Origin of the sequence: Halomonas sp. 3F2F (assembly GCF_014897805.1) — a bacterium.
In the GTDB taxonomy this organism is placed as follows: domain Bacteria; phylum Pseudomonadota; class Gammaproteobacteria; order Pseudomonadales; family Halomonadaceae; genus Vreelandella.
This window is the reverse complement of sequence record NZ_JABUZE010000032.1, coordinates 143,172-161,605: the sequence shown is the minus strand read 5'-3', so window position 1 is coordinate 161,605 and position 18,434 is coordinate 143,172. Positions and strand designations below refer to the sequence as shown.

The window sequence follows — 18,434 nt, the reverse complement described above, 5'->3', positions numbered from 1 at the left end:
CGCCTATTCGATCAGGCCAAATCCACGTGAAGTGACGAAGAACCGATTTTAAAATGTGCCTAAATCTGCCGGTAATCCAAGAAAATTTTGAATAATAAAGAAGTGATCTTCAAACAAGCTTTCAGGTTCTAGATCAGCAAGGGCGACCCAGCGAGCATGATCGCCGCCCTTGACTGGCTTTAAACGGGGCAACTGCTGCTCAGGTCTAAGAGCAAAATAGAAGGCTTCTGCTAACGTTCGTCCACGCCAACTGCGATGAGGTTCATCAAACAAGCGCTGTCCACGTAGCGAGCCCTTTAAAACGGGTTCAGGCACTTTAAGCCTTAAACGTTCACGGAGCTCCCTTAAGCAAGCATCTAGTAAGCGCTCATGAGGGTTGATGAAGCCTCCGGGTAATGCCAGAAGTCCTTTACCCGGTGCAGCCATTCGCTTTACCAACAAAATATGGCCTGATTGGACGACAACTGCATTAACAGTCACAAAAATGGGCGGATAGGGGGCTTGTGCCCAAGCTTGTTTGTATTGATCGAGTAGCTGCTGCTCTTCCAGTAGGCCGTGGTAGGCAGTACCTTTGCAAAACTTGTCAACGCTTTTGACGACTTCTGGTGGTAAGTCGTGGTAGGCGCCTGTGCTCAAATAGTCATCGGTAGAACCCGGTGAGCGAAACAACCGCTCACGTATTTGACTCGCTGAAATACCTTCAACGAGTGGCACACTGATGGACTCCCATTGGGGGAAAAGCGATAAATAGTAGCTTGATTGTCCTCTGCTCGCGCCAATCAAACCAATACGCGGTAAGCGAGCGTTGGCAGGGGACGTCAAATCACGCACTTTGCGTTGCACATCACGTACCCACACATCATCGTTATAAAGCGCATCAAGTAGTGGCGTGATTTCCAGGCGTTGATTGTCTTGATCATCAAACCCAGAACGAATCATTGCCTGTCGCTCATCGAACGTCCACGGGTTGCGTAAAGAGCGTGCCTGCCAAGCAGAGCCCACTAATACAATGACTTGGCGTGCCTGTTTTAACGCCTCTCGGATAATGGCAAGGTGGCCAAGGTGGGGAGGCTGAAAACGACCAATAAACACCAAGCAATCAAAGTCGTAAGCCGTAGTAGAGTTAACAGCATCCGAATTCATAACGCTTCCTTGGTCGTGGGTGAGAAAGTAGCAGAGAAAAGAGAGCCATTATGAAGTGGGCAGTTAAGGTGCGCAATGCGCCTCCGCCTGCGCTCAACGTTTTAGTTCGGTATGATTGTTAGATGTATCTTGCGCTAGTGCTTGATAGGGACACTCTTTTGTTAAGGGAATGAATATGCTGAAAAAAACGATCACTTTTTGGTGGAACGTGGTTCAAGATGCGACGGCGTTATGGCTTGAACGAAATGCCTTCAGCTATGCCGGATCATTAGCGTTCTACACACTCTTCTCCTTGGCGCCTACCGTGATTATCGCGGTAACAGTGATTGGCGTGGTGCTGGGTGAAGATGCCGCTCAAGGTCAAATAGTTGCTCAGCTTCAGGACACGTTAGGCGCTGATGCAGCACTTGCGATTGAGCAGGCTGTTGCTCAGTCACGTATCGAAGAGTCAGGTATCTTACCAACAGTGCTTGGCTTTGTAGCCTTGTTAGTGGGTGCCACAACCGTGTTTGCGCAAATGCAATTTTCGCTCAATACCATTTGGGGCGTCACTGCAAAACCCACCTCCAACAGTGCTCTTATCTTTATAAAAAATCGTTTGCTTTCCTTAACCGTCGTGTTGTCTATTGGCTTCATTCTACTCGTATCGTTAGTGCTGGGGGTTGTCTTGCGAGGGATGCTCCACGGAGCCGGTAATTTATTACCCTATGCCAGTTTATTAACGACATCGCTTGAGTCATTAATCTCACTGGCGATGGTGGCATTGTTATTCGCTACTATTTTCAAAGTGTTGCCGGATGTTGTTCTCCGTTGGCAAGATGTGCTGATTGGCGCGATAGTAACTGCTGTGTTGTTTACAATTGGGCGCAGCGTTATTGCTATTTATTTAGCATATACCGCCACAGCGTCGACCTATGGTGCAGCGGGGTCTGTTGTGATGATTTTGTTATGGGTATATTACAGTTCATTAATCCTACTATTTGGCGCCGCTTTTACTCGCTCCTTGCTACTTCGGCGTGGGCGGCCATTGGTGCCACGTAATAGTGCAGTGCTGGTGAAGCGAGAGTTAGTGTAAGACAAGAATTGGTTTAAAAAAGGGGGGTAGATAGAGCGAATATCAACAGATTTCAGCCTGTCGATTTATCAGGCTGAAGTCTATAAACGCTATTGTATAAACACTGAGAGGACAGTTTATGCCTACTTGTTGTGTACGTGCCTATGTAACAGGAAAAGTGCAGGGAGTATGGTTTCGGCGTTCAACACAGGAACAAGCGCTTCAGCGAGGGCTAACGGGCTACGCCAAAAACTTACCCGATGGGCGGGTAGAGGTGTTGCTATGTGGCAATTCCACTGCCGTATCTACGCTAACTGAATGGTTATGGCAGGGGCCCGAAGGAGCGCAGGTAACCCATGTCACTATTGAAGTGCTGGATGGCCACCGCGCTCCCGATCATTTTGCGACCTATTAATCAGTGCTTAATACGTTCGCCTCAGTTTGCCATTGCTTAATATTATCAGCAGTGAGCGCCACAATGTTCTGGCGAGCCTCAGGCGTGATCCAGGCATTGTGAGGGGTCACTATCAAATTAAGTGCCTCGCCTTCTGCTAATGCTGTTAATAAAGGGTGTCCTTCTTGCGGCGGCTCAGTGGGCAGCACATCAACTGCTAACCCTCCAATCTTGCCAGCACGAAGCGCCTCAAGTGCCGCTTCTTCATCGATGATGCCGCCCCGGGCACAGTTGACTAATAGCAGTGATGACTTTGCGTTTGCCAAGCGTGTGCGATTAATAAGGTGCTTGGTTGTTTCGTTAAGCGGGCAATGCAAGCTAATAATATCTGCTGTCGGTAATAAATCGTCGAGAGAGGGCCGTTTATCGTTTGATTCATTGCCAGGGCGAGCAGCAAATGTAACCTTCATTCCAAATGCTTCAGCTAGACGTGCCACTTCTGAGCCAAGCTCTCCTTGCCCCACCATCACCAGATGCTTATTGGAAAGCTGCAGCGTCGAGTGAGCTTGTAAGCAAAAGAAATCGCTGCGCTGCCATTCGCCTTGTGCGATGTCAGCTTGATAGCGAGGCAAACGGTTTGCTAATGCCAGCATAAGCAGTAATGTATGCTGAGAAACGCTTGCTGTTCCGTAGGCGGAGACGTTCTTTACAAGAATGTTTTGGGCTTTAGCTGTGTCGAGATCAATATTGTTAAGCCCTGTCGCCAGTACACATATAAGCTTGAGTTTAGGTAAGGCTGATAGTGTTTCTGCGTTCAGTACAACCTTGTTGACGATCGCTATGTCCGCATCCGACAAGCGCTCACTTGCCTGTTCGGCAGTGCTTTGCTGGTACACCTCTAAATGACTAACAAGGTCTCGAATTGCTGTTAGATCGATATCCGCGCCTAAGCTCTCGGCATCCAGCATTACCGCATTGGGCATTTTTCTTTTCTCCATTATCTGCCGAAAGGCACTTGGCCTTGCTCAGCAGGGGGCACAAAAGGGTATAATGTGTCGTTCTATCAACCGCAGTCTTGGAATTTATCCCAGCAGGCCACATATTCTTTGCCTGGCAAGCGTTGTTTTGCCACTAGTTTATACAAACTTAGCCTGTCGGAGTTGAGCTTTTCAGGAGTTATCAACATGCCCATCTATGAGTACGAGTGCAAGGCCTGCGGTCATCGCATGGAAAAATTGCAGAAAATCAGTGCGGATCCGCTGAAGGATTGCCCCGCGTGCCAGCGAGCCAGTCTTGAGCGTTTGGTCTCGGCGGCTGGTTTCCGCCTTGCTGGCGGCGGTTGGTATGAAACCGATTTTAAAACAGGAAGTAAGAAAAACTTGGCAGCAGAAGGCCAATCTACTTCTAGCACTGGTGCCACAAGCGATACCAGTAGCGCATCAACGAAAAAGGGCGCCGCGGCTTAGCCGCGGTTGTCAGGGTCAGAACGGCCCACGACAATCTCATTGCCACGTAACAGAACAGGATTAGACATGCGCAGCCATTATTGCGGCCAGCTTAACGAAACTTTGGTGGAACAAACGGTCACTGTCTGCGGTTGGGTACATCGCCGCCGTGATCATGGTGGGGTCATCTTTCTGGATATGCGCGATCGCGATGGCATCGCTCAGTTCGTTGTCGACCCAGATACCGCCGAGGCATTTGCTAATGCTGACCGTGCTCGCAGTGAGTACGTGCTTCGTATTACTGGCCGTGTCCGGCTGCGCCCTGAAGGAACTCAAAATCCTAACATGCCAACGGGCATGATTGAGGTATTAGCTAAAGAGGTGGAGGTGCTCAACACAGCTGCCACACCACCTTTTCAGTTGGATGAGCACAACAAAGTAGGCGAGGAAGTTCGCTTAAAGCATCGCTATATCGACCTTCGACGCCCAGATATGATTGAGAAGCTGCGCTTGCGTTCGCGTATTTCTCACAACGTCCGCGCTTACTTGGAAAACCAAGGCTTCCTGGATATCGAGACGCCGGTATTGACTCGCGCAACACCTGAAGGTGCCCGCGACTACCTCGTTCCTAGCCGGACACATGCAGGCAGCTTCTTTGCACTACCGCAGTCGCCACAGTTGTTTAAGCAGCTGTTAATGGTGGCCGGTTTCGATCGCTACTACCAGATTGCTAAATGCTTCCGTGATGAAGATCTGCGGGCTGATCGCCAGCCTGAATTCACGCAAATCGATATCGAAGCCTCTTTTGTGGAAGAAGACGATATCATGGGCATTACCGAAGCCATGATTCGTCAACTCTTCCAGGAAGTGCTGAGCGTTGAGCTGCCTGAGTTCCCACGGATGACCTGGCAGGAAGCAATGGATCGCTTTGGTTCTGATAAGCCTGATCTGCGCATTCCGTTAGAATTGACCGATGTTGATGACTTGATGCAGCAGGTTGATTTCAAGGTCTTCTCAGGTCCTGCAAGTGCGGAAGACGGCCGCGTAGCGGCATTGAAAGTGCCAGGTGGCGCCAAATTGTCTCGTAAAGAGATCGACGAATATACTAAGTTCGTTGGTATTTACGGTGCCAAAGGGCTGGCGTGGATTAAGGTCAATGAGCGTGCCAAAGGGCTTGAAGGTCTTCAATCACCCATTGTTAAGTTCATGGAGAATGTGGTTGAAGAGCTGCTTGATCGCGTAGGCGCTGAAGATGGCGATATCATTTTCTTTGGTGCGGATAAAGCGCGCATCGTCAATGAAGCCATTGGTGCATTACGCGTCAAGTTAGGTGCCGACCTTGAGCTTTATACCCAGGCGTGGGCGCCGCTGTGGGTTGTCGATTTCCCGATGTTTGAAGCGGACGACAACGGTCGCCTCAGCCCGTTACATCACCCGTTTACTGCACCTTCTTGCTCGCCAGAAGCGCTTAAAGCTGACCCAGCAAAAGCCTTGTCGCGTGCCTACGACATGGTGCTTAACGGAACCGAGCTTGGTGGTGGTTCCATTCGTATTCACGATCAAACCATGCAAAGCACTGTGTTTGAAATTTTGGGCATTGGTCAAGAGGAAGCGCAAGAAAAATTTGGCTTCCTGCTGGATGCGTTGCAATACGGCGCGCCTCCCCATGGCGGCCTAGCGTTCGGTTTAGATCGTTTAGTGATGCTGATGGCTGGAGCTAAGACAATTCGTGAAGTGATTGCCTTCCCGAAAACCCAAAGCGCTGGCTGTTTACTGACTGATGCACCAGGTGAAGTCAGCGCGGATCAGTTGAAAGACTTGAACATCCGTCTGCGCCAAAAAGCGAAAGCAGAGACCGCCAGCGAATAATTGCTCAGCAACGAGAAGTTCGCCAACTAGTAGTTCAGCACCGACGTTTAGGCGTCGGTGTTTTTGTTTGAACCGCTCGCTACCAATAGGACAGCTGCCATGGATGAAAAACAGCCCGCTCCCGCGATTAGGATTTTGGGTATCGACCCTGGTTCGCGTATCACGGGCTATGGGGTCATCGATTTAATAGGTGTTAAGCCTCATTATGTCGCCAGTGGCTGCATTAGAACGACCGATGGCCCTTTAGAGCAGCGTTTGGCGCAAATTTATGCAGGTTTAAGCGAAGTAGTGGGGCTGCATCGGCCCAATGCCGTCGCCGTTGAGCGAGTCTTTATGGCTAAAAATCCCGATTCAGCATTGAAGCTTGGCCAAGCACGGGGCACGGCTCTCGTCTGCATCGCGAATCACGGTCTGAACATTGCAGAATACGCAGCAAGGCAGATCAAACAAGCCGTTACGGGCCAGGGAGGCGCGGAGAAAAGCCAGGTGCAGCATATGGTCACCGCTATTCTGCAGCTCTCTTCAACGCCACAGGCGGACGCCGCGGATGCGCTAGCTATCGCGCTTACCCATGCGTATGCAGGACATGGCTTACTTGCCACACCCGCTAAGGGCAGTCGTCGGCGCAGCACAGGGCGGTGGCGGCTTTAGTTGCTTACTGGTCATTTGTACAGAGTGTCTTTATAGTAAATGACTGCTTTTTATTATTGCGAGCATACCTATGATCGGTCGTATTAATGGCTTTTTGTTAGAAAAGCACCCCCCTTGGATTGTGGTTGATGTGCATGGTGTCGGTTACGAGCTTGAAGCCTCTATGAACACCCTAGTGGCACTTCCAGCCGTAGGAGAGAGCGTATCCATGTATACGCATCTTACAATTCGTGATGATGCCCATTTGCTTTACGGCTTTGGCCGTGAACAAGAGCGTGCACTGTTTCGCGCCCTAATCAAAGTCAACGGCGTAGGGCCAAAGCTTGCACTAGCCATCCTTTCCGGAATGGATGAAGCCGCCTTTATGCGCTGCGTCCGTGACGACGATAGTAAAGCACTGACGAAGCTTCCGGGCGTTGGTAAAAAAACTGCCGAGCGGTTAATTATTGAAATGCGTGACCGTTTCCCTGAATGGGAGAACGCGGCGGATGCGCCCCTCGCGTTAGAAGCGGCGAATGGAGAGCCTGCTCCCCGTGACTCGTTAGCAGATGCGGAAGCTGCCTTGGTGAGCTTGGGCTATAAGCTTACTGAAGCCTCAAAAATGCTGGCTGACATTAATCCCAAGCAGTCAACCGAGGCGATTATTAAAGCCGCGCTGACAAAACGCATGACTGGGTAACAACGTGGGTTATTTCATGGAACGACTGATAGTGCGCACTTTATGTTAGAACATGACCGATTAATCGCGGCTGAGCCCGAACAAGGGGAAGGGCGTATTGATCATGCTATTCGTCCCAAACATTTAAAGGATTATATTGGGCAACCGCGAGTACGCGAGCAGCTTGAAATTTTCATGGGAGCCGCAAAGCTACGGCAGGAAAGCCTAGATCATACCTTGGTATTTGGGCCCCCTGGGCTTGGTAAAACAACGCTTGCGAATATTATTGCTACCGAGATGGGGGTAGGGCTGAAGTCAACTTCTGGCCCAGTGCTTGAGCGTGCAGGTGATTTAGCCGCCATGCTGACGAACCTTGAGCCAGGTGACGTGCTGTTTATTGATGAAATTCACCGGCTGTCCCCCGTGGTAGAAGAGGTGCTTTATCCGGCAATGGAAGATTTCCAGCTGGATATTATGATCGGTGAAGGGCCCGCTGCCCGCTCAATCAAACTAGATTTGCCTCGCTTTACCTTGGTAGGTGCGACAACGCGCGCAGGCTTACTAACCTCTCCATTACGTGATCGCTTTGGCATTGTGCAACGCTTGGAGTTTTACAACCTTGAAGAGCTGACTGAGATTGTCACTCGCTCAGCCCGCTTGCTAGGTGTTGAAACGAGCCATGAAGGTGCTGTGGAGGTTGCCAAGCGCTCCAGAGGCACCCCGCGTATTGCCAATAGGCTGCTGCGTCGCGTACGTGACTATGCAGAAATAAAGGGCAATGGCATTGTTGATGTTACTCTCGCCGATGCGGCACTCAACATGCTAAATGTCGATCACCATGGGCTGGATCATATGGACCGGCGGCTCTTGTTGGCAATGATCGATAAATTTGATGGCGGACCTGTTGGGATTGACTCAATCTCAGCCGCTATTAGTGAAGAACGCGGTACCATTGAAGACGTCATTGAACCTTACCTAATACAGCAGGGGCTGATGATGCGCACGCCAAGGGGGCGCGTAGTGACGCGACAAGCGTGGCTACACTTCAACAAAACGCCTCACGAACATGCTATTGATCCAGAAGGAGAGCGGCGCCCATGAATAATGGGTTCACGATGCCGGTGCGCGTCTATATGGAAGATACTGACGCCGGTGGAATTGTCTACTACGTTAACTACTTGAAGTTTATGGAGCGCGCCCGCAGCGAATGGTTACGTACGCTAGGCCTTAATCAGCAAACTTTGCTAGACGATGGCACCCAGCTAGTGGTATATCGCTTGGCCTGTCACTACAGCAAGCCGGCACGCTTGGATGACTCACTTATTGTCAGTACAAATATTGAGAATGTTGGTCGATGCCGGATGACTTTTTTGCAGCAAGTGCAGCGAGATGAGGAACTCTTATGCGCTGCTACAGTCGAGATAGCCTGCTTATGCGCGCATAAGATGCGGCCAAAAGCATGGCCAAAAACATTGCAGGTGCTGGGTTGATTCGTTTAAGGCGAACACCGAGAACACGCATAAATCTGTGATATGTGTAAACCTATGGCATGTGTAAACCTATGGAGTAATAGCGCGATGTAGCGTGCGTACTTCATGGCCTTTATATACCACCACTGTTCGGAAATTCCGACATTAATAGCTTGATGAGGGTAACTGTGAACGATAACACCATGTCCATCCCCCACTTGATAATGAGTGCCAGCACGGTTGTTCAGCTGGTGATGTTACTGCTGGTGGTGGGGTCAATCCTCTCATGGGTGGTTATTTTCCAACGCAGCATTGCCCTACGCAGGGCAAAACAGGAATACAACCAATTTGAAGAATCCTTTTGGTCGGGTGTCGATTTAAACGAGTTATACCGAGAAATTCCTGCTGACGACCCACGCTATGGAGCAGAGCATATTTTCCAGGCGGGCTTTCGCGAATTTAATCGTTTAATGCCAAAAACACGCAACCCCGACACAATCTTAGAAGGTGTGCAGCGGAGTATGCGAGTCGCCTGGTCTCGGGAAGAAGACCGCCTAACGCAGCATCTTGTATTTCTCGCAACGGTGGCATCCGCGAGCCCTTACATTGGCTTGTTCGGAACGGTTTGGGGAATTATGGGTTCATTTCAATCCCTTTCTATGACCCAGCAAGCTACATTGGCAACCGTTGCGCCTTGGATTGCTGAAGCGTTAATTGCAACGGCTATGGGCCTGTTTGCAGCTATTCCCGCGGTAATTTTCTATAACCGTCTATCGAATGATGCCGCTCGTTTGTTGGGCAAATATGAAGACTTTGCCGAGGAATTTCACGCTATCTTGCACCGTAATTTGCAAGGTCGTGAAAGTAAGTCCAGCGCTAGCTAAGGGAGTACGCTATGCAAGGCCCGTTTAATCGCAACGGCAATAAAAAGCCGATGGCTGAAATCAACGTAGTCCCCTTTATTGACGTCATGCTGGTCTTGCTGGTGATCTTTATGATCACCGCACCAATGCTCACTCAAGGGGTGCAAGTCGATCTACCTCAAGTCACATCAGAGCCTATCGAAAGCCAAGACGATAGCGATCCGATTATTATCTCGGTCGATCAGGATGGAGGCTATTTCATCACGCTTGGCGAAGACTCAACGGCTGTTTCTCTTGAGCAAATGGCAGAGCGAGTAACAGCGATATTACAGCGACGACCTGAAACACCTGTCATGGTTCGCGGCGATCGCAACGTTGCGTACGGACAAATAGTCGTATTGATGAGCACACTGCAACGCTCGGGTGTCGCTAATGTAGGTCTGTTATCTGAGCCGCCACAAGATGGTTAAACGTAGCGCGCAAATGGCAATCAAACCACCCCGTGACCCACAGGATGTTGGCTATACTTGGCCTACTGTCCTGGCGGTTGCGGTGCATCTATTAGTTGTGCTTTTTAGTTTGGTTAGTCTGCCAAGTTCTACGGCAGAGCCAGACTCGTCCTCTATTGTGCAAGCGACCTTCGTCAGTACTGAAACATTCACTGACCAAGCACAGCAAACAACGGATCAACAAGCAGCTCTCAATAGTTCAACCGACCCCGATGAGGCTGAGCCAGCACCAGAGCCTGATGCAAGTGAGCAAGAAGCATTGCAGCAGCAGGCAGACGAGGCCGCTGCGAGAGAAGAAGCTCAAGCTCAAGCACGAGCAGAAGAGCAAGCTCGCGAGCTGCAAGAAGCTCAAGCTCAGGCCGAAGCCGAGGCACAGCGACGAGAAGAAGAAGCGCAACGTCTAGCCGAACAGCAAGAAGTAGCAGCTCAAGCCAGAGAAGAGGCTCAGCGGGAAGCTGAGGCAGAAGCCCAGCGCCAACGTGAAGCCGAGGCAGAAGCTCAGCGCCAACGTGAAGCCGAGGCAGAAGCCCAGCGCCAGCGGGAAGCCGAGGCAGAAGCCCAGCGCCAACGGGAAGCCGAGGCAGAAGCTCAGCGCCAACGGGAAGCAGAGGCAGAAGCTCAGCGCCAGCGGGAAGCCGAGGCGGCCATGCAGCGTCAGCTAGAGGGGGAAGCCCAAGCTGCTGCTAACGCACAGCAGGCGCAGCAAGCAGCGAATGGTTTTATTAATATTGTGCGTCGAGCGGTAGAGCAGGCATGGTTAATTCCAGCAGGTGCCAGTGACGCAATGAGTGCTACGATTCAAGTAAGGCTTGGGCCATCAGGAGAGGTACTTTTAACCACTATCGCCACATCCAGCGGTGATAGTGCCTTTGATCGGTCTGCAATGCAGGCTGTTGAACACGCTGCTCCGTTCAGCGAGCTGAGGGATTTGCCCGCAGAGCAGCAGCGTAACTTACGTCAATTTAATCTGCGATTTACCCCGGGGGATGTTCGCTGATGCAAACCATAAGCAAAGTGTGGCTGTTTTGCGTACTGCTATTCGTTAGTAGTTATGCAACTGCAAATGCAAACCTGACTATCGAAATAACACGTGGGAGCGACCAGGCTTTACCGATTGGTATCGTTCCCTTTGCAGGCGGCGATAACATGCCTGAAGACGTGGCTCAAATTATCCAGGACGACCTTGAGCGCAGCGGTTTTTTTGCGCCCTTAGAACGCAGTGCCATGTTTGATAGGCCAAGCCAGGCGGATGACGTTGAGTTTGGCACTTGGCGTTCGCTTGATGTTCGATATTTGGTGGTAGGCCGAGCACAACAGACAAATAGTGGTTATCAGATTCAATTTGAGTTAATGGATATCAGTGGACAGCGCCGTATGATTGGCGAAACGGTCACGGCAAATGTGAACGATTTGCGTGGTGCTGCTCACTATATGAGCGATCAAATTTTTGAAGAAATTACCGATATCCGGGGGGCTTTCTCAACTAAAATTGCTTATGTAACCGCTCAAGGGTTGGGCGATAACATGCAATTTGGTCTGTATGTGGCCGATGCGGATGGACGTAACAGTCAACAAGTGCTTACCTCCGACCAACCGATTATGTCACCTGCATGGTCTCCCGATGGCCGGAAGCTGGCATACGTATCCTTTGAAACAGAGCGTCCGGCTATCTATATTCAAGATGTTTCAACTGGGCAACGGATACAGGCAACTTCTTTCGACGGTATTAATGGTGCCCCTACATGGTCACCTGATGGCCGCAAAATCGCTATGTCGCTGTCCAAAGATGGACAACCAGAAATTTATATCCTAGACATCGGTAATCGCTCAGTAGAGCGTATAACTCAAAACAGTAGCATTGATACCGAACCAACTTGGGCGCCCGATGGACGTAGTTTGTTGTTTACCTCTGACCGTAGCGGTGGACCGCAAATTTATGAATACTTGCTAGGTAGCGGTGAAGCAAATCGCATTACATTTACCGGTAACTACAATGCTCGCGCGCGCTATTCACCTGACGGAGAGCAAATCTTTTTAATTCACCGCTCCAACCGCGGATACCAAGTTGCGCGTCAGGAGCGTGATGGGGGACGTCTTGTTGTAATAAGCGAAACAACAAGAGATGAATCTCCTAGTGTTGCGCCGAACGGGACCATGGTAATCTTCGCTACCCAACAGGGTAGTAATGGGGTGTTAAGTGCCGTTTCAGCGGATGGCCGCTCGTCATTTAGATTACCCGCAGCGCAGGGTGATGTTCGCGATCCCGCGTGGTCACCTTTTTTAAATTGATTGACGAAAAGTTTACATTTTTTGTTTTCAGGCAAGGAGTCTGATTATGCAACTTAAACCGTTGGCTCGCTCATTAGCAGTAGCGCTATCTATCGTAGTAATCGCTGGCTGTTCCAGCACCGGCGGAACCCAGGATGGTGACTCTTATGGAAGCCAGGATGGCAGCGGCACAGGGACTAGCACCTCAGGTGCTGGCACTGGTGGCCAGTATGGCTCTACATCAGGTTCTGGCGCAGGCGCTGGTCAACAAGCCGATTCACGCATTCCAGAAGTCCGTACTATCTATTTTGACTTTGACCGCGACACTATCAAGGGCGATTACGAATCAGTCGTGATGGCTCATGCTCGCTATTTGCGTGCTAATCCCAGCGCCCAAGTTGTTCTGCATGGCCACACCGACGAGCGTGGCACTCGCGAATACAACATGGCCCTAGGTGAGCGTCGTGCCGGTGCTGTTAAGCGGTTCTTAAATATTCAAGGCGTGTCTCCCTCGCAAATGAGCGTCGTGAGCTATGGTGAAGAGCGTCCGGCTGCTAGCGGCCAAGGTGAAAGTGCCTACTCTCAAAACCGTCGCGTCGTCTTTAACTACTGATGGCATTGGCGTACCTAGGTGCTCAACATCAAGTACTCGCTATTAGGCGCTAGGTACGCTAACTAAGTAATGATTGGAGTCATCATGAATCACAGTCTCAAACGTTATTTTGAGAGGCTGTGCGGTGCGGGAGCCATTGTGCTCCCGCTGTCCGTATTGCCCTTGACAGCTTTTGGTCAACAGCCCCTCGTTCAAGACTTATCAAGCGGGTCTGGCTTTTATCAGCAAACCCAACGCCAGGAAGCATCTGGTGGTAACTTGGTACTCTTTAACCAAGTGCAAGAGCACCAGACAGAGATCCAGCAGCTACGTGGTCAAATTGAAGAACTGCGACACCAGTTAGAGCAGCTTCGTCGGCAATCACAGCAGCAGTACCTGGATATTGAAGATCGTTTGATGAATAGCGGCCCTAGCCAAATTGAACAATCGACGCCTGCAGTGGAGCCCGAGGCGGCAGAGCAAGTTGCCAACGCACCTTCTGCTCGGAACGTCAGTGAAGACGCTCAGGCTGATTACCAAGCAGCGTTTGCCCACGTTCAAGCACGTCAATTCGCAGATGCGATCAATGCGTTTAAAGCCTTTGTCACTGATCACCCCGACAGCAGTCTGACCTCTAACGGCTATTACTGGCTGGGGGAACTTTATGCTGCTGAAGGCGAACTTAGCGCTGCTGATGAATCATTTAGCCGTGTTATTGAGCAGTACAGCGGCAGCAGTAAAGTCCCCGATGCGCTTTATAAGCTAGGATTAGTAAAAGCACGGCAGGGCGAGGCTGAACGCAGTCGTGAACTGCTCGAACAAGTACGTGATGATTACCCGCAGAGTAGCGCGGCAGGGCTTGCCAATGACTTTTTACGTCAGTCTGCAGGATAACGTCTGTTTACATTTTTGTATCAAGGAAACCTCATGAGCTGCAAAATCGACTATCAACCAGCGTCCAATCTTTTGGAAAACCGCGTCGTGTTGGTAACCGGTGCGGGTGATGGAATTGGACGTGCGGCGGCACTTACCTACGCCCGCCATGGGGCAACTGTGATACTGCTTGGCCGCACGATAGCCAAGCTTGAGCGTGTCTACGATGAAATTGAAGCAGAAGGCGGACCACAGCCGGCAATTTTTCCGCTCAACTTTGAGGGCGCAACGCTCAAAGACTTTCACGATATGGCTGAAACGCTGGACAAAGAGTTTGGCCGTTTAGATGGATTGCTACATAACGCTGGCTTGCTAGGCAGAATTACGCCTTTTGAGCAGTACAATCCAGAGCTGTGGGAACAAGTCATGCAGGTCAATATCAATGGGCCTATTTGGATGACCCAAGCGTTGCTACCACTGCTTCAGCAGTCAGCTGATGCTTCTGTGGTCTTCACCTCATCAAGCGTTGGACGAAAAGGCCGGGCCTACTGGGGGGCATATTCGGTTTCAAAGTTCGCCACTGAAGGTTTTGTGGAAGTGCTTGCTGACGAACTTGAAAACCAGTCTACTGTGCGGATCAATACGTTAAACCCAGGGGCAACACGTACCCAAATGCGCCGAACTGCTTATCCAGGTGAGGATCCGTTGACGCTGCGTACCCCTGAGGAAATTATGCCCACTTACTTATGGCTTATGGGGCCAGACAGCACGGGGGTTAGTGGCCAGAAGTTTGACGCTCAACCACCACGTGCATAAATGCATCTTGCCCATAGCTTTCTGACGTACCGCACCGCTTGTCGATGTTCTAGGCATTTTCATTCAATTAACGCTATCAATGAAAAGCAGCCAGAGCATCGACTAAGTCTTTACAGGTTTCAAACCATAAGTCAGCTGGCCACTGCTGATAATCGTCTTCCTCGCTGATATACCCGTAGCCAACGGCGACAGCCGTCATTCCCGCCGCTTTTGCCGCCTCCATATCACGAATATGATCACCGACGTACCAACACGCTTGTGGCGCCACGTTAAGCCTGCGCGCAGCCTCCCAAAGAGGCTCCGGAGCGGGTTTTCTGACCGCTAGATCATCTGCACATAAAAGAGCCCCTGGCGTTAGCGCCAATGCATCTAACAGCGGAAGGGTATAGCGTCTTGGTTTGTTCGTTACGATTCCCCACGAGCGTGATGCTGAGTGCCAGCGGTCTAGCCATTGGTCAAGGGGTTCAAATAGCCGACTGTGAACAGCAACTGCTTGTTCATAATTATCTAACAAATACTGCCGCGCCGTATCGTGTTCAGTAGAACCACTTTCGATACCAATAGCCAAGGTTACTAAGGCACTGCCGCCGTTAGAAACCTGGCCTCGTATTTTCCCGTAGGGCAGTGGTGTCAGCCCATGATGCCGCCGCAATGCATTCGTTGCTTCAGCAAGATCAGGGGCAGTGTCAACAAGAGTTCCGTCTAAATCAAACAGTATGGCTTCAGGTATTGATGTTGACATTTATTGGCTCGCTTTCCGGCAATACATCATGTAATTGACCGATACATCGTTTGCGACCAAGCGGTAGTGACGAGTCAGTGGGTTATAGGTCAGCCCCGTTTGTTCGTTAATCTCAAGATCTGAGGCTCTCGCCCATGCGGCCATCTCAGAAGGGCGGATAAATTTTGCATAATCATGGGTGCCGCGCGGCAATAGTTTAAGCACATACTCAGCGCCTAAAATCGCAAAAGCATACGACTTGGGGGTGCGATTTAGGGTCGAGAAGAAAACATAACCCCCAGGGCGAACCAGCTCACTGCAAGCACGAATGACCGATGCAGGGTCAGGCACATGCTCAAGCATTTCCATGCAGGTTACGATGTCATAATGCCCTGGCTGCTCTGCTGCAAGCGCTTCAACGCTTATCAGTCGATAATCCACCGATGCACCGCTTTCTGTCGCATGTAGCCGGGCAACGCTAAGAGGCGCTTCTCCAAGATCAATGCCGGTAACACTAGCTCCTCGATGAGCCATTGATTCACTTAAAATCCCACCGCCACAGCCGACATCGAGCACCTTTTTACCGGCTAGGCCTGCACGCGCGTCAATAAAGTCAAGGCGTAAGGGATTGATAGCGTGCAGCGGCTTGAATTCCCCCTCTGCGTCCCACCAACGACTAGCAAGTGCTTCAAATTTCGCAACTTCCGCTGCGTCGACATTGTCGTGGTTGCGATGAGTAGTGCTATCCTGAGGTATCGCTTGCATGTTTTAACTCCCATTGTCGGTAAGTTGGCATGAAGGTGGCAACCAACCAGTCGTTCAGTATTATGTCATTCTAACCACTCCTGGAAAGGAACGCATGAAAAGGAACGCGACATGAATCTTAACCCCCTATTTTCGCGACTTTTATTTTCTCAGGGAGCGTGATGAATGCGAGTATTACTCCACGGAAGTGAACTAAGTGCCGCTACCGCCGCCGCCGCGTTAGCCTGGGTAGGCCATCAAGTTGAGTGGCTACTACACGAAAGCGCACCATGGCCACAGCTTTTAAAGGCGGACTGGCTGCGCAGTGAACCTGAGTTAATGACGCATATTGAACAAGCGTTAGCCAGTGAAACACTGAGAATCATTGAAGCGCCAGAGCAGGCTCACTCTCCTGATGTGGTTTGGTTGGCTCTGTCGCCCGATCAGCGTCAGGCGGCCAAGACACTGCTTGAAGCCCCTATATTTGAGCACCATAGTGGTGCTGTATTAATTAATAATTCAACATTTCCAGTAGGCGAAACAGAGCAGTTGCACGCGCTTATGGGGCCCCAGCACAGTAGCGTTGCTTTACCCGACACTTTGGAAGAGGGGCGGGCCTGGCTCTCCTTTACGCGTCCTTCACGCTGGCTGCTCGGCTGTGACGATGCAACCGGTGAACAGGTGGCGCGCGAGCTTTTACGTGCCTTTAATCGCCGCAATGATGTGTTCCAGCGTATGCCTTGTAGAGCGGCTGAGCTGACTAAGCTCGCTATAAACGGCATGCTGGCAACACGTATCAGCTACATGAACGAGATTGCAGGGCTGGCAGACACGCTCGGAGTTGACGTTGAACATGTACGCCAAGGTATGGGCGCTGATACCCGAATTGGCTATGAATATTTATACCCTGGCTGCGGCTTTGGTGGCCCCAACTTCTCTCGCGACCTAATGCGCTTAGCTGATGTTCAGTCAGCCAGTGGTCGTAATTCGGCATTGCTAGAGCAAGTAATGGACATCAATGAACAGAAAAAAGAGACGTTATTTAGGAAACTCTGGACGCTCTTCGAGGGCGATTTAGCCGGCAAAACGATTGCTATTTGGGGAGCCGCTTTTAAACCAGGAACCACTCGAATCGATCACGCGCCTGTGCTGACACTCCTTGCTGCCTTATGGGCGCAAGGCGTAAAGGTAAATCTTCATGATCCAGCGGCAACCCCCGCGCTGCTCAACGCGGTCGGTGACCGAAACGATCTAACTACATTCACCAGTGACCCATACTTGGCATGTGAAGGCGCTGACGCACTGATGCTGGTGACTGAGTGGAAAACTTATTGGAACCCTGACTGGCATCGTTTAGCCTCGTTATTAAGCGCTAAGTTGGTGCTGGATGGACGAAATATTTATGACCCAGCCTTCGTGGCTAGCTGTGGCTTACGGTATAGAGGAATCGGGCGTAGAGCAGATCCCACAACGCATTGAGGAAAAGTCATGCCCAACAGTACTGCATCTTCTCGCATTGTTCCCGATGTGGACCAAAGCTTGACCGCACAACACTTGCGTCATCGCAGGGGGCCCAAACTGTGGCCATTGTGGTTATTGATGATGCTTATTATCATTTCGCTGGGTGCCGCCGCGGTGGGCCTTTGGTATGAAAGAGAGCGCTTATTAGAAGAGGTCCATCGAGTAAGCGGAGAAGTCTCTAATCTTCATGCAAGACTCGACTCGGGTGACACGGACACGCAAGATGCGATAGCCTTTGTACAAGCACAGATGACAACGCTGTTCCAAGAACAGGAGCAACTAGCCGTTGCGGTGACACGTACCCGTGAGGAACTCTACGGTCTTTTGACGTCAAACGAAGAGCTCGTGAATGGTGATGCCCTAAGCAGCATTGCTGAGCGTATTAGTCAGTTGGAAGAACAAGCAGCGTTGCGTGACCAACAGCTTGCCGCTATACGCACATCACTTGACTCACTTGAGCAAGCGGGCATGTCTGGGCGGCAAAATCTAGCAGAAGAGGTAACTTACCTCGAAGAGATGCTGTCGCAGCGCCTATCTGCGACTACCAACCGACTCGATGATATTGCTAAGTTAGAAAACGAAAACAGCGAATTGGTAACAAATGTTACCGCATGGCAAGAAGAGATCGATCAGCGTTTTACTGAGGTAAACTCAACGCTTGAAATGCTAAGCAGTACTGATACTTCAGCTACTCAAGAAGCGTTACAAGCGCTTGAACAGCAATGGGCGCAACGATTAAACACCTTAGAGAGTGATATCCGTCAAGTGCGGCAAGCCCAGCTGGCATTTAGTGCTCAGATGGAGATGCTCCGCTAGCAATTGTCACCAGCATAAAGCAATGGGT

General features: G+C 50.7%; 21 protein-coding genes. 17 read left to right on the top strand and 4 right to left on the bottom strand.

Annotated elements, in window-relative coordinates; genetic code table 11:
• Positions 1–48: 48 nt before the first annotated feature.
• A complete protein-coding gene (locus INT21_RS04000; RefSeq protein WP_193060383.1) occupies positions 49–1,143 on the bottom strand; it encodes a bifunctional nicotinamide-nucleotide adenylyltransferase/Nudix hydroxylase in 1,095 nt (364 codons plus the stop codon).
• Positions 1,144–1,318: 175 nt separating this feature from the next.
• On the opposite strand from INT21_RS04000, the gene INT21_RS03995 reads away from it, so the two are divergent.
• Positions 1,319–2,218 (top strand): YihY/virulence factor BrkB family protein, encoded by a 900-nt coding sequence (locus INT21_RS03995; RefSeq protein ID WP_089038401.1) that lies wholly within the window; start codon positions 1,319–1,321, stop codon positions 2,216–2,218.
• 118 nt (positions 2,219–2,336) lie between these two features.
• Entirely contained in the window at positions 2,337–2,612 is a 276-nt protein-coding gene (locus INT21_RS03990; RefSeq protein WP_089038400.1) for an acylphosphatase, read from the top strand.
• Here the strand turns inward: INT21_RS03990 and INT21_RS03985 are convergent.
• Positions 2,609–3,574: a D-2-hydroxyacid dehydrogenase gene (locus INT21_RS03985; protein WP_193084873.1), complete on the bottom strand. Its 966-nt coding sequence runs from the start codon at positions 3,572–3,574 to the stop codon at positions 2,609–2,611. The genes INT21_RS03990 and INT21_RS03985 overlap by 4 nt on opposite strands.
• A gap of 201 nt (positions 3,575–3,775) precedes the next feature.
• On the opposite strand from INT21_RS03985, the gene INT21_RS03980 reads away from it, so the two are divergent.
• The 13 genes from INT21_RS03980 (at position 3,776) to INT21_RS03920 (ending at position 14,604) form a co-directional block, all read left to right on the top strand.
• A complete protein-coding gene (locus INT21_RS03980; RefSeq protein WP_038484338.1) occupies positions 3,776–4,057 on the top strand; it encodes an FmdB family zinc ribbon protein in 282 nt (93 codons plus the stop codon).
• Positions 4,058–4,123: 66 nt separating this feature from the next.
• On the top strand, positions 4,124–5,905 hold the full coding sequence (gene aspS, locus INT21_RS03975) for an aspartate--tRNA ligase (RefSeq protein WP_089038398.1): 1,782 nt from the start codon (positions 4,124–4,126) through the stop codon (positions 5,903–5,905).
• Positions 5,906–6,004: 99 nt separating this feature from the next.
• Positions 6,005–6,556, top strand: a complete 552-nt coding sequence (ruvC, locus tag INT21_RS03970) for a crossover junction endodeoxyribonuclease RuvC (RefSeq protein ID WP_193084872.1) — start codon at positions 6,005–6,007, stop codon at positions 6,554–6,556.
• Positions 6,557–6,626: 70 nt separating this feature from the next.
• Positions 6,627–7,235 carry a Holliday junction branch migration protein RuvA gene (ruvA, locus tag INT21_RS03965; protein ID WP_089038396.1) on the top strand — a complete coding sequence of 203 codons (609 nt, stop codon included), beginning with the start codon at positions 6,627–6,629 and terminating at the stop codon, positions 7,233–7,235.
• A gap of 42 nt (positions 7,236–7,277) precedes the next feature.
• Positions 7,278–8,315 (top strand): Holliday junction branch migration DNA helicase RuvB, encoded by a 1,038-nt coding sequence (ruvB, locus tag INT21_RS03960; protein ID WP_095602952.1) that lies wholly within the window; start codon positions 7,278–7,280, stop codon positions 8,313–8,315.
• Positions 8,312–8,704, top strand: a complete 393-nt coding sequence (gene ybgC / locus INT21_RS03955) for a tol-pal system-associated acyl-CoA thioesterase (protein ID WP_089038394.1) — start codon at positions 8,312–8,314, stop codon at positions 8,702–8,704. The genes ruvB and ybgC overlap by 4 nt, the downstream gene beginning before the upstream one ends.
• A 182-nt stretch (positions 8,705–8,886) precedes the next feature.
• Complete coding sequence (gene tolQ, locus INT21_RS03950) at positions 8,887–9,567, top strand: protein TolQ (RefSeq protein ID WP_226912576.1); 681 nt, start codon at positions 8,887–8,889, stop codon at positions 9,565–9,567.
• 11 nt (positions 9,568–9,578) lie between these two features.
• A complete protein-coding gene (gene tolR, locus INT21_RS03945; RefSeq protein WP_193084871.1) occupies positions 9,579–10,016 on the top strand; it encodes a protein TolR in 438 nt (145 codons plus the stop codon).
• Between the two features lie 13 nt (positions 10,017–10,029).
• Positions 10,030–11,052 carry a cell envelope integrity protein TolA gene (tolA, locus tag INT21_RS03940; protein WP_193084874.1) on the top strand — a complete coding sequence of 341 codons (1,023 nt, stop codon included), beginning with the start codon at positions 10,030–10,032 and terminating at the stop codon, positions 11,050–11,052.
• A complete protein-coding gene (tolB, locus tag INT21_RS03935; RefSeq protein ID WP_089038392.1) occupies positions 11,052–12,344 on the top strand; it encodes a Tol-Pal system beta propeller repeat protein TolB in 1,293 nt (430 codons plus the stop codon). The genes tolA and tolB overlap by 1 nt, the downstream gene beginning before the upstream one ends.
• A 46-nt stretch (positions 12,345–12,390) precedes the next feature.
• On the top strand, positions 12,391–12,936 hold the full coding sequence (gene pal / locus INT21_RS03930) for a peptidoglycan-associated lipoprotein Pal (protein ID WP_089038391.1): 546 nt from the start codon (positions 12,391–12,393) through the stop codon (positions 12,934–12,936).
• 84 nt (positions 12,937–13,020) lie between these two features.
• Positions 13,021–13,809 (top strand): tol-pal system protein YbgF, encoded by a 789-nt coding sequence (gene ybgF, locus INT21_RS03925; protein ID WP_089038390.1) that lies wholly within the window; start codon positions 13,021–13,023, stop codon positions 13,807–13,809.
• Between the two features lie 33 nt (positions 13,810–13,842).
• Positions 13,843–14,604, top strand: a complete 762-nt coding sequence (locus INT21_RS03920) for a YciK family oxidoreductase (RefSeq protein WP_193084870.1) — start codon at positions 13,843–13,845, stop codon at positions 14,602–14,604.
• 76 nt (positions 14,605–14,680) lie between these two features.
• Here the strand turns inward: INT21_RS03920 and INT21_RS03915 are convergent, their stop codons facing one another.
• Both INT21_RS03915 and ubiG read right to left on the bottom strand, forming a co-directional pair.
• Positions 14,681–15,346, bottom strand: a complete 666-nt coding sequence (locus INT21_RS03915) for an HAD-IA family hydrolase (protein ID WP_193060449.1) — start codon at positions 15,344–15,346, stop codon at positions 14,681–14,683.
• Positions 15,347–16,090, bottom strand: a complete 744-nt coding sequence (gene ubiG / locus INT21_RS03910) for a bifunctional 2-polyprenyl-6-hydroxyphenol methylase/3-demethylubiquinol 3-O-methyltransferase UbiG (RefSeq protein ID WP_193060448.1) — start codon at positions 16,088–16,090, stop codon at positions 15,347–15,349.
• A gap of 165 nt (positions 16,091–16,255) precedes the next feature.
• Between ubiG and INT21_RS03905 the strand changes: the two genes are divergently transcribed.
• Positions 16,256–17,548: a nucleotide sugar dehydrogenase gene (locus INT21_RS03905; RefSeq protein ID WP_089038386.1), complete on the top strand. Its 1,293-nt coding sequence runs from the start codon at positions 16,256–16,258 to the stop codon at positions 17,546–17,548.
• A gap of 9 nt (positions 17,549–17,557) precedes the next feature.
• Positions 17,558–18,406, top strand: coding sequence for a hypothetical protein (locus tag INT21_RS03900; RefSeq protein ID WP_193084869.1), 849 nt, complete (start codon positions 17,558–17,560; stop codon positions 18,404–18,406).
• The last annotated feature ends 28 nt before the right edge of the window (positions 18,407–18,434 follow it).